The following is a 12294-nucleotide window of genomic DNA, read 5'->3' as shown; positions in this document are numbered from 1 at the left end:
TTGCTTTGATGTGCATTATTTTGACTTTTGAATGACGTGAAGTACTGTAAGTTTACTTTCCAATCATAGGCATCAAATCAATATAGTAACAAAAGGTACAACTGTTTATGGGAAAATACGTTAAAATCAGAGAGTGACTTACATCTTTCATTCTTTTTTAGAAACGGAGTGTCCTATTAATGAAAAAGCTAGGTGCATTATTTTTATCCATTTTCATGGTTATGTCTGTCTTTACCACTGCGCATGCTGCTGAAAAGCCTGTCGGTGTATGGATTGATGGAACCGAAATAAAGTTAGGCAATTCTAACCCTGTTGTAGAAAAAGGAACGACCCTAGTTCCTATGCGTCCCCTGCTAGAGAAGCTTAATGTAAATATTAATTGGAATAAAAAAACCCAAACCGTAACAGGGACCAAAAATGGACTGGCCCTCTCACTGACCATCGGTAGCACAACCGCAACGGTAAACGGGGAGAAGAAAAAACTAGAGGTGGCTCCTAAAACCATCAACAATGTCACCTATGTTCCTGTCCGCTTTATAGGAGAAACGATCGGCTATAAGGTGGAGTGGAGTCCAGCGCTGCGCACCATCACTTTTGTGGCCGATACTCAAGCTGCCGGAAGCACCGGATTCTTATGGAAAGTGGAGAACAACGGCAACACCGTCTATCTGCTTGGTTCTATCCATGTGGCTAACGACAAAATGTACCCGCTGCGTCCGGAGATTGAAGCTGCTTTTGAAGCCTCGCAATATTTAGGTGTCGAAGTAGATATCTCTAAGATTGATCAAGCTGAGATCCAAAAGTTTATTTTGGAAAAAGGCTCTTATACAGATGGAACCAAGCTCAAGGATCATGTATCCGCAGATACATATAACAAAGTAACTCAGCTGCTAAAAGCAAATGGTCTGGCGGAAAATGCATTCGATTCCTTCAAACCGTGGGTCGTTACCCAAGGTGTCTCAAGTCTACAGATGCAAGTTACAAGTTATACGGCGGATACCGGCATTGATTTATATTTTTTACAAAAAGCAGGCAAGCTGAACAAACCTATTATTGAACTGGAAAACACACAATTGCAGCTGAATATGTTCGACCAGTTCTCAGATGGATTGCAAGAAAAGCTTCTTGTCGACACACTCGGCAGCCTCAATCAAACGGACAATACTTCCGCAGCAGCTTCGCTGGATGCACTATCCCAAATGTGGATGCAAGGTGATGAGCAGTCGCTCGTAGCGATGACAAAAGCGGTCGCGCAAGAGCCAGAGTATTATAAAGGCCTGGTTTCGGATCGTAACGTCAACATGGTGAAGCATGTAAAAGAATATTTGAATAGTGATAAAAAAGCGACTTACCTTGTCGTCGTTGGCGCGCTGCATATGCTCGGTGACGATGGTATCGTGACCCAATTGCAAAAAGATGGCTTTAACGTCGTCAAACAATAATTGAGTTTTAGCTAAAATAAACAAGGCTGTCTCTTAGTCATCTACGATGATTTTGGAGACAGCCTTTTATTTTCACTTTTTTTAGCTCAATCTAAGAGTAGAAGTTGGCTTAACATGTGGACAGAGCGGAGGGCCCTCCGGGATTCTGGAGAAACGCTCCCTACGAACCCAAAGCCGCTTGTTCATAAACGGGCTACTACAATTTTATTAACTGATCTACCTTAACTGGAAGTCCAGTAGCTATTGAACGATTTGCCGCAATCCCGGTCATAATAGACAACGCTCCGTCCACATGGGATGCTGCACGATTAAAGCGATCCTCCAGCGGACGTTCAAAAATATCACGCAGCATCACAGGATCTCCGCCTCCGTGCCCCCCAACTCCTTCTTCAATCTCCACTTCATAAGGTGCTGCGAAATGAGGGAAGACCGTGATCCGCTTGTCTTTTAACGCCCCTTCATCTTCCTTATTTCCTCCGGCATTTACATAAGACTGTTCGACGACCTTTACTTCCATCCGCCCCTTGGTCCCATTAAATACCACAATGAAACCCTCCCAAGGCAGATAAGCATTAAGTGAATAATTCATAATCGTCTTATTTTTGTATTTGACCATAACCGCCATCGTATCCTCAATGCTGATATTATCACCGAACACACTTTGGTCACGCAGGTAGCCATCCTCATGCTCCGTATCCAGATACATCTGCTTTAACTGCTCATTATCTTTAAGATGCAGGGCAAACGGATCATTTTCCGCCGCACTGCTACCATGAGCACGCTGATAAAACTCAGTCACCCCGCGCTTCTCCGCGTTTTCTCTGCCATAAAATCTTAGATCACCCATCGCATAAATCGTATCTGGGCGCGAACCCAGCCAGAAATTCATCAAATCGAAATGATGTGTGGATTTATGAACCAACAGACCTCCGCTGTTCCGTTTATCACGATGCCATCTGCGGAAGTAATCCGCCCCATGCTGCGTATTTAGCAGCCACTCGAAGTTGACGGAAAGCACTTCTCCAATCGCGCCGTCCATAATGAGTTCACGGATTTTGGTGTTGTGTGGGGCATAGCGGTAATTGAAGGTCACACGCAGCTTTTTCCCAGTCCGCTCAATCGCTTCAAGAATTTCCTGACATTTCTCTTCATCCACTGTCATCGGTTTCTCCGAAATAACATCGCAGCCAAGCTCCATCGCCCGGATAATGTAACGATGATGCGTGCGGTCAATACTCGTGACAATAACCGTGTCAGGTTTGGTTTCCTCAATCATACGGTCAAACTCATGAGCTTTATAGGTAGGAACCGCTTGATATTTATATTTTTCCTCCAGCAAACGGTTCGCATAATCCATTCTTGCTCCATTCACATCACAAAAGCCTACAATCTCAGAGGTTTCACGATAATTCGTGGTGATCTCACCATAAAAAAACTCCGCTCGGCCGCCGGTTCCTACGAAAGCATATTTCTTGTTGGACATCAGGATCACTCCATCACTTATTGATTTAAAAGCGTTTTCTTCTTATAGTGTATAGTATAAAATATATCTTAATCTAAGCGATTCTTAGCAGAAATAACAAAAACTTTGCAAATATTATCCTCATTATCAGAAAGGAGCAGATTTAGTATGGAACAGGAGCCTCAGCCTCCTTTTATAATTGAGCAAATAAAAAGAGCCGGTCCATTCAGCATGGATTCCGACCATTATCACGATACTTATGAAATTTATTATTTACTCGCCGGGGAACGCAGTTATTACATTAACAATCTGATCTACACCTTGCGTAAAGGTGATCTGATTTTTATTAACAAGAACGAGCTCCATCGTACCACCTCTAAAGGCTCTGCAAGCCATGAACGGATCTTAATTAACTTTGAGGAAAGCTTTCTGCAAAAGACATTGGCACATTTCGAGCTGCATTTTCCATTTATGGCTACACAAAGCTTGCTTTTGCGGCCCGGAGTACATGAGCAGGGGGTCATTGAATATCTTCTTTTCAGCATGCTAAAAGAACAAACAGAACCACGGACACAGCAATCCCCCTATCTGCAGACGCTGCTCATCCAACTATTTATTGAAATGAACAGAATACAGGAAATAAGCCGCGAGCCCATTGCCCCTGAGAGCAGTGAGAAGCAGCTAAAAGTCTACGAAATTATCGATTTTTTACAAACACATTATGCTGAAAAGCTTACATTGGAGCGGCTATCTGAGACTTTTTTCATCAGCAGCACCTATCTCTGCCGTGTGTTCAAGCAGACAACTGGCTTCACCATCGTAGAATATCTAAACTACATTCGGATCAAGGAAGCCCAACGTCTCTTGCAGAGCACCAACGCTAAAGTTACGAACATCGCCGAGGATACCGGCTTTGACAGCATCGCCCACTTCGGGCGTGTGTTTAAACAAATCGTTAAACGTTCGCCTTTGCAATATCGCAAGCAAAACCGCTGATCCACAGCTAGAAATCACAACCAGTTCTCTTTGTAGCCGCTCCGTCGATCAAAAGTACCTTATGTGAACTGCCATGGGCATGGGGGCATCGAGGGCATCAGGAGCATCTGGGGCATAGAGGGCATCGGGAGCATCGGGGCATCAGGAGCATCGGGGGCATCAGGGACATCAGGAGCATCAGGAGCATCAGGAGCATCAGGAGCATCAGGAGCATCTGAGCAACAACAATATCTCGTCACTAGATTACCTTTTCGCGCGAACAAAGCTCATGAGGCTATCGGACCCAGTGGACCTTATTCGCAGCATAATCGCTATTTTGGGATTTTATCGGACCCCATAGTCGCTATTGGCATAAAAAGCTACCTATATTAGCCGTTTTCGAAGCAATAACGTCACTGGAGTCCGAAAATGGCCCCAAAAGGCGATAAATCTGCAAATAACGTCATCTGAGTCCGCATAACTTTGTCTAGCAGGAGTAATCGGCGGTTTCGGGGGGCCGGGGGGACCGGGGGGGGTTTCGGGGTTTCGGGGGTTTAGGTAGCAATGTAACGCACAACAAAGAGCAGCGATCCCCACTAATGGAGTATCGCTGCTCCGCTGTAATTTTGTGATTAATACGGTCGTCTCATTCCTCATCATGCCATTCATTTTGCTTCGTCATGTGATTTCATTTCCAAATCTCGTACGAGCCTGTGAACCTCAATTCCGGCCAGCAGCACGATGCCAATCCCATGTGTATCGTTTAATTGCCAGGTCAATTCATCTTTATAATACAGTTTGTTAAACGAATAACCCGAACCGCGGCAGACACCGTAAACATTGCCTTGTTTGTCAATACAATAACGGGTTAAGCCGCTCCAGCCGTTGATTGCAGAGGTTACGTATGACTCTGGTTCCAGCAGCCAGCCGCAGCGTACGCCTCTAGCAAAAGCGTAAATAAACATAGAGGTACAAGAAGCCTCCGCGTAGGACTCAGGATCCGTCAACACTTGATGCCATAGGCCCCGCTCATCTTGCAGCTTAAGATAGCCTTTACTAAGCTCGCGGAAATAATCAAGCAAATCAGCTCGCAACGGATGTTGCTCAGGCATAACTTCAAGCAGCTCAGTCAGCGAGAAAATCACCCAACCATTACCTCTGCCCCAAGGCACGCCATTGGGTTTATTAAACTTATAATCATACACATGATGCATAATGCCAAGCTCCGGCTGGAACAGCCGCTCCTTGTAAAGTAAAAACTGCGCCGCCGCATCATCAAGATAAGCCGCATTTCCGGTCAATTCATAATATTTACTTAGAAATGGCGTGCTCATATACAGATCATCACACCACATCGTCTGCTGCATAAAATCAACTGTGCCACTGGTCCGATACAGAGCTCCGTCAGGTAGCCTGCTCTGCACTTTAGTAATGTAATTGGCAATTTCAGCAGCAGCTTCCGGTGCGCCCTGTAGTGGACGAAGCTTATGTGCTTCCAGCATCGTTGCCCCGAAGGATCCGCAGTCGTCCAGCGAATCCATCAGCGCCAGCTGATGATTGATGCCCGGAGCGCCATAACGTCCAAGGTCCCATAAGGCATATTTATGCAGCCCTGTACATTGCTCAATATGGTGTTGTGCATATTCGGCATAATGGGGGGCCTTAAGCTCTACTCCTGTTCTCAGCAATCCGTACAGGGTTACGCCTAGAGGGTAATTCCAGCGCCCAAACATAACACTCTCCAAATAAGGCCTAACCCAGCTATTCGGTTGGTCTACACGCCAAAAGGTTACTTCATCCGCTTCCCCAAATAAAGTATCCATAGAGGTCAGTTCTAAGACTTTCGGCGCTGCCTCCTTGGTGAACAATCCAAGGTACAACCATGGATCAGTTAATCCTTCAACGGGATATGGTTGCACGAGACTACTCTGAATACCACCAGACCGTAAGTCCAATTCAAATCCCCAGTTTTCCTCTCCGCAGATGGACTCCACGACGAGATCATGTAGTCCATAACCAAGCTCCAGTTGGATATCAAGCATGCCTTTCACGTTCTGATGCTCAGCTACAAGTTTCCCATTCACATAGATAGAGATTTCAGCCATTCCACGATAGCTACCATGCAGACGAATGTCGTCTTTCTGTAGGCTGTTAACTTCCAGCTTACACCAAGCATACGCCTTGGCTCCCAGCATTTCCCCAAATATGCGTGAACAGTTGCCAGTTGCCTGTTCCTGTGGCGAGCATTGCTGTGTCGGAAACCAAACGCAGCGAGCTGTCATTTGCTCTTCAGTGAATTCAGCTTCCAGCCAAGCTGCCCAAGATGTCTGCTGGGGTCCACTATAAATCCAACCTTCACAACCGCTTAACTGCGCCGTTGGAGTAAGAAAGTGTACTGGTGCACCTTTGACACTGCCCGTTCCAAAAACCCCTCCGCAACCTGTACCTGTTGCAACATACTCCAGTACAAGATGGTTCCAGCCTTTATCCATGCTCGCCCGAAAAAACGTCCTTCTGTCCGGAAACACATCATCATTTAGATTGGAGCTAAACACCAGCCGTCCATTTATGTAAACCTTAACTGGACTATAGCAACTAACTGAGAAAGGGGCATCTACCTCATTGTCACTCCACAGCTTTCCCCATACATATACGAATTGTCCTGCCGCTAGCTCCGGCAGTCGTTCTTCCAGATTCATATCGTAACGGCAGTCGCGGAGCCGGTTGAAACCACTCTGCGAATGTACCCGGTACACCGGAGGCTGCGGGGGATAGGCACCGATAAAACGGCTGGCCACAGCGGCCAGTACATTTTCGATTTTGCCCCCATTATATTTGGCAATACAATCAGGATCAGGAAAGTATTCTGTAATATAAGTACTCACTAAGCGTATCCTCCTTCACACCGTTATTTCTCCACCGGGATACAGCGTCGAGTTGTACAATCTTTTAGGCTGAGGTAACGATTTCTCAGAGGCACAGGTACTAATATCTATCCACTCGCTTGAATATACCGTTGCGGACTCATCATTATAAATTACAACCTGTTCCCTGCCACATCCCAGAAGATCGCCGTGAACGGCATAACCTTCCTCCTTGAATTCAGCTACAACCCGCATATGTCCATCGTACAAAGCAGGATATACTCCGCCTCCCCGGCGGTACGCGAGAATATAATCCGGAGAACCCGCTTGCCAGTTGCTCACGGCTTCAACTATAGTCAGCCAACCGTCGCTTGTACGTTCTTCTTTCCAAAGTTCCTTGCCATTACAGTCTAGAAGAAACAACGCATCCTTGCCCTTCAGCCCTTTGCCGTCATCTTCGCGGATCATTCGGTCCAGCCCGGCAACCTGAAGGCCAGGCAGTTCAGGCCGGAATCGGCCTAACGCCAGATGCTGTGACTCGATGGAGCCGTCATAACGCCAAAGCTCTTGTCCGTCCCGGTCATACATCACCGTTACGCTTCCGCCGACAACCAGTTCAGGATAGCCATCTCCATTCACATCGCCAACCCAAATACAGTCCGCATGGTCGTCAAGATCATGGCAGCTCCATAATAAATCACCTTTAGAATCAAGCAGATCATAACCTGCCATCACTTGATCCTGTCCATTTCCATGAAGATCGTAAACCCACGGATAATGTCCTACATTGCCTTTATGCGTCCATAATAAATTGAAATCCTGATCCATGGCCCACAGTTGATGATAACGGTCCTTCAGAATGATGTCGGAAGCGTGTTCTTGCCCTGTTAGATTGGCGATGATAATGCAATCATGTGCATGTTCTGCCGGTAAGTCGTATATGGATTTAACCGTTCCTGTTGAACCTTCAAGAATATGAAACCGTCCATCCATTACACATAATACTTCCAGCGCCCCATCACCATCTAAATCATAAATTTGCGCTGGATAGTCCGAGCCTTGGCTGCCAGCGTCAGGATCGGGTGTGCCCACCTGCCACAGCAGCTTGCCATCCATATCAAAAGCAGTCAGGCATTGCACCTGATGGGGAATATAACGTACATCCTGGCGATTATCCGGCTGAACCAGCAGCATTTCCGCACGTCCATCCCCATTCAGATCGCCAATAAGCATTTTGCAGCGTGGACCGGCAGCGGAAATATCTACTTTTGCCAGCTGATAGACTAATTGTGTGTCCTTCGTTTTCATTAGAATCCTCCTGTCTTCTCTCTTCGATTAGATCTCCGGGAAACGGATGGTTTGTCCGCCTGCTACTTCTATAATCAAACCGTCGATTTCCAGCCAGACAGATACCGCTCCCGGATTATATACAAAATCCCGAGCAGCGGAGAAAATAAGGGCTTCACAAGCCTTCATATAATGAACGAGTTCAATATTTGTCGCGTACCAGATTTCCTCTAGTCCTCCCACTGCTTCACAGAAGCTTTCCATCAGCTCCCAGTTATTATCGTTATCAAATTCATAACTATGGCCCCACACATACATCAGATATAAATACTGCCGTTTATGCAGCTTCACGAACTGCTCCGCATGCTCCAGCAAATGATCATTATGATGGCAAGTCCCCCGCCATTCCAGCCAATCCTCCGGCAGCCCAAAGCCGCCGCCAGTGGTCTGTACCACACGGGCATATTCCATGCCTAAATGAGGCAAAATCTTCTTTATCTCCTTGTTAAAGGAACCGTTAGGATAAGACATTCCCCGTATCGGCACCTGGAGCAGCGTCTCAAAATACTTTCGATCCTCCATAATCTCATGGATGATTTGCTCCTGCGGACAACGGGCCATCGTCGGATGGTGTTGCGTATGAACAGATACCTCATGTCCCTGGTACAGCTCAGTTATTTCATCTGCCGTAATACGATCACCTTCACCCAGCAGGCCAGAATTGAGATGAAATGTTCCTCTAATCCCATGGCGGTTAAATAGTCCTACCAATCTTTCGTCAGCCCGTCTGCCGTCATCATAGCTCATTGTAAGCGCCTTATGTCTGCCCTCAGGGTAACAATAATAAATAATAGACATCCATCTGAAGCCTCCTTCGCATTACTGTCCAAAAACCGTCAGATTTGAGTATTCAGCCATCAGGGGTGCCATCTGTCGGAACCCAATTTTCCCACCTGTCAGTAGCGGCCCATAGGTTTCACCATCATCTATCCATGTAAAAACCGGCAGTTCATTGATTGCAAAAGACAGCATAGGACCACGCTTCACCACTAACATCCGGTAGGGCTCAGTCATGTCGCTGACGTCCGGAAGCGGATCAGCTGCCTGCGCAACCAGATGAAAACCATAGCTTTTGCGCAAATTACAGGTATGAAATTCACGTTCTTCCACCCAACGCCTGCGAAAATACGAGATATGATACGTATCTATCTGCCCGTGATGGTATTGATCATATTCACCCGTACGGCGAGCAAGCGTGGAATCAAATAAATCCTTCCCACCCTCTCCTTTGGCCGCTACAAACAAAATCGCCAACCCCGGCTCACGCAATGGGCGGAAATTCCAAGATACGGCGAGGTCTGCCGGGAACTCTTCTGGACACCAGAGAACGACATTTGCTTGTTGTCCGGCCCTTGCATGGATAGTACTCTCCAGTCTCATTCGCTGCAAAGGGAAGGAAACCGCTCCCGCTCCCTCCATCTGGAATCCAGCGATATCACTAGTTGAAGCGAGGGGATTATGGTAGATTGGTTTCCATGCTTCAGGGATCAAACCACCTATACCCGTGTCCTGCATCGGCCTAGCCATAAAACATTCCTCCCCACAATGAAGCCTTTAATTCGCGCGTTCCGGTAAAGCACTACCGATTAATTCCAAGGCAATGATCGTATTTAAAGACCACTGCGAGGCTTCATTTGTATTCATCCAATCGATCTCATTTAACTCAGTCATATAAGTGACCTGATCAGCTTCCTCCTGTAGATTCACACCACCAAACGGATTCTCCAGCAAAATCGACCAGCACCGCTCTGCCGTCGCTGGATCCTTGCGGTAATATGCTCCATATGCAGCAATGGCTACGCTGAGTACAGGATGCTCAAAACGGAGTTTTCCTGAAATCAACCCTCCTGTAAATGCGTCCTTCTCTTCTTGTGGCAAATTATAAAATACGCCGAACTCAGCCAGCATATCTTCCCAGTCCGGGTCCTCCAGCATTGCCGCCAGCTCGAACCACACCTGCGGACCTCCCATGCTAATCGCTAAATGACGCCCCCAGTTATCGTCGCCCATTCCTGACAATAGGCCAGTTGCCGGATCATAACCATATGTGGGACCAGATAATAGCCGTAAATTTGCCCTTTTGATGCAATCCATGCCTGTTATAATCTTGTCACGATAAGCGGTATCCTCGAACCGCTCCCAGCGGGTCATCCAATTAGAGCTAAAGGCCGCCCAGTCCGGACCCACCCTAACATGAGTTGGGAATTCATCCTTCGGAAAATACGCCCGCATCGGGTCCAGAGTAACTGTTGAATAATCAGCATCCTTTACACTGTCCATAATATCGCCGACCCGCTCGTCTCCGGTCAGATAATAATAGTAGCGATGCAGACCCGCCATGGCGATACGAGCCTCTTTGCAGCCGCAGCCCCAGTGGATGACATTATGCCGCGAGCCTAGTCCGGCGTATTCGCCAAAATGATATACATCTACCTCACTCGTATGCCTGGTCATAGCTTCGGCCATACGGAACACATCCGCTCTCCCGGACCGGAGAAACGTTACCCACAACCACATATTTGGCACCAGCTCGGAATTCTGCCAGGCGCAGCCACCGAGATCATAGTTCCATACATGTCTGACCGGATCGTAGCTGTGCATGAAATCTCCGTAGTCCCAAAAACCGTACCATTTGCGCTGCTCGATCTCTTCCTTGTAAAAGGAGATGATCCCGTCCAGCCGCTCTTCCAGATATGCCTTGGCTGGCGTGTTCCGATCAGGCAAACTCCAGAAACCAAAAGCACCCGCTTCATGATAATAAGTTGGTTCGCAAACCAGCAATGAAGGTTCTTCAGCTTCTGCCTGCATCCGCTGCAACAATTCAGGCCCGGGAGTCTGCGCCGTACACCAGAATGTTAGCTCGCTAGTATTAGCGATACCAAATGGAGTGGCCCGTAATTCTTCTGCACCTTCATACGAGGATTCCACATGTGTTTTCGTATCATAATGCCGCAAGTCCATAGCTGCCGCATCAGGTGACCAGAACCAGACAGTAAGCGCTGCCGCGTCAGTGGCAGTGGAACCAATCTCCATTCCTGCCGGATGCTTACGCCAGAAATTCTTCATCCCGATTGCTAGCCCTCCGCCCTCTGCCCCAACATAACCAAGCCCACCTGCCCGGCGGCCTTCTGCTGCCTTGATCCAAGCGCAGCCATCCTCTGTCCGCTTCCAGATCCCATAATGCTCGGAAGAATCTTGAACCAGCCGAAAGCTGCCCCAAGTGGCGGAGTCATCCAATAAATTAAGGAAATAGGCATCCTCTTCTGGATTAAATTTCACAGCACATCCTGCTACCTGATCGAGGAATAAATCACGGTACTTACCTTTGGTTCGCCGTGTATGCAACGTCTTAGGAGACTCGCTAAACAAGCCGCTATCTCCGGCAAAACGAACATGGCGGTTGTAAAGAGGTCCACGCATCGGCACTGTGAATTCTATTCCCAATCCTTTAATAAAATCCTGCTGTGGATTACCGTCATAATGAAACGTATGAACTAATCGAATAGACTCCAGCCCAGCATAAAAATATAAACGTAACGTATAGGGAAGCCACTCACGAGCACTGTGCGAAGCTTGGTGAAGTCCATCTAGCTTCACCACTGCGCGAACAGGTCCGCCCTGTTCAAGGATGGCACTTAACGTTCGTCCTGCGAATCGCTCCTCACGTATGCTCAGGGTGCCAGCACCCTCATCTCTCTGTTCACGTATACATACAAGCTCGCCATTACTGCATACTTCGGTTCCTTCCGTGTCCGCCGGATTTCTGCGCACAATACTGCGGATAAGACCCTTCCCCTGCTTGTTAACCGTGCAAATAATAACACCTGTATCTATAATGAAAGCTTCCTCTGTTTCCTGCACAGTGAGTCGCTCAGTCACTTCCGTAGCTGGAGTCGCTTGATTTATTGTCATTGTCACTAAGGAATCCTGCTGAACATCCGAATTTTTGTTTACTACCGAGTGCGTGGACCATTTGATGCTCCCGTCTGGCCAAAAAGCTGCTGGCCAGCTTTGCAGCGGCACATGCTTTTCGTTCTTCGGCATACTTAAGCAGAGATTCTTTAACGCTTCCCTGTCGAGCGCTCCTTTTTTCCAAGGAACCCCCCAGGTAACACCCACATCAATAGCGGGCTTTTTTAGCCAATGCAGGCCAATCGGCAGAGCCGTAGGCACAACAACCATCTCCTTCATACGTTCTTCGCCG

At 47.4% G+C, this 12294-nt stretch carries 8 protein-coding genes; 2 read left to right on the top strand and 6 right to left on the bottom strand.

The annotated features are described in order from the left end of the window. The first annotated feature begins 179 nt into the window (after window positions 1-179). Window positions 180-1442 carry a TraB/GumN family protein gene (locus MHB56_RS22075; protein WP_036675660.1) on the top strand — a complete coding sequence of 421 codons (1263 nt, stop codon included), beginning with the start codon at window positions 180-182 and terminating at the stop codon, window positions 1440-1442. 196 nt (window positions 1443-1638) lie between these two features. Here MHB56_RS22075 and MHB56_RS22070 read toward each other — a convergent pair whose 3' ends face one another. Continuing rightward, complete coding sequence (locus MHB56_RS22070) at window positions 1639-2925, bottom strand: Gfo/Idh/MocA family oxidoreductase (RefSeq protein ID WP_076141355.1); 1287 nt, start codon at window positions 2923-2925, stop codon at window positions 1639-1641. A gap of 147 nt (window positions 2926-3072) precedes the next feature. On the opposite strand from MHB56_RS22070, the gene MHB56_RS22065 reads away from it, so the two are divergent. Then, window positions 3073-3900, top strand: coding sequence for a helix-turn-helix domain-containing protein (locus MHB56_RS22065; RefSeq protein WP_076141354.1), 828 nt, complete (start codon window positions 3073-3075; stop codon window positions 3898-3900). A gap of 644 nt (window positions 3901-4544) precedes the next feature. Here MHB56_RS22065 and MHB56_RS22060 read toward each other — a convergent pair. From MHB56_RS22060 to MHB56_RS22040, 5 genes are read right to left on the bottom strand one after another with little or no spacing between them, the layout of a single operon-like run. Further along, the gene (locus tag MHB56_RS22060; RefSeq protein WP_341144014.1) at window positions 4545-6764 is read right to left on the bottom strand and encodes a glycoside hydrolase family 88/105 protein; all 2220 of its coding nucleotides are present in this window, start codon (window positions 6762-6764) and stop codon (window positions 4545-4547) included. Between the two features lie 15 nt (window positions 6765-6779). Then, window positions 6780-8051 carry a rhamnogalacturonan lyase family protein gene (locus tag MHB56_RS22055; protein ID WP_339172414.1) on the bottom strand — a complete coding sequence of 424 codons (1272 nt, stop codon included), beginning with the start codon at window positions 8049-8051 and terminating at the stop codon, window positions 6780-6782. Between the two features lie 27 nt (window positions 8052-8078). After that, window positions 8079-8888: a polysaccharide deacetylase family protein gene (locus MHB56_RS22050; RefSeq protein WP_341144013.1), complete on the bottom strand. Its 810-nt coding sequence runs from the start codon at window positions 8886-8888 to the stop codon at window positions 8079-8081. 21 nt (window positions 8889-8909) lie between these two features. Then, a complete protein-coding gene (locus MHB56_RS22045) occupies window positions 8910-9617 on the bottom strand; it encodes a DUF1961 family protein (RefSeq protein WP_341144012.1) in 708 nt (235 codons plus the stop codon). Between the two features lie 27 nt (window positions 9618-9644). Then, window positions 9645-12281: an exo-rhamnogalacturonan lyase family protein gene (locus MHB56_RS22040; protein ID WP_445667750.1), complete on the bottom strand. Its 2637-nt coding sequence runs from the start codon at window positions 12279-12281 to the stop codon at window positions 9645-9647. Window positions 12282-12294 lie beyond the last annotated feature (13 nt).

This window comes from Paenibacillus sp. FSL H8-0315 (genome assembly GCF_038005365.1).
GTDB lineage: Bacteria > Bacillota > Bacilli > Paenibacillales > Paenibacillaceae > Paenibacillus_AQ > Paenibacillus_AQ odorifer.
The sequence above is the reverse complement of the archived record's forward strand: the minus strand, read 5'-3'. Positions and strand labels throughout refer to the sequence as shown.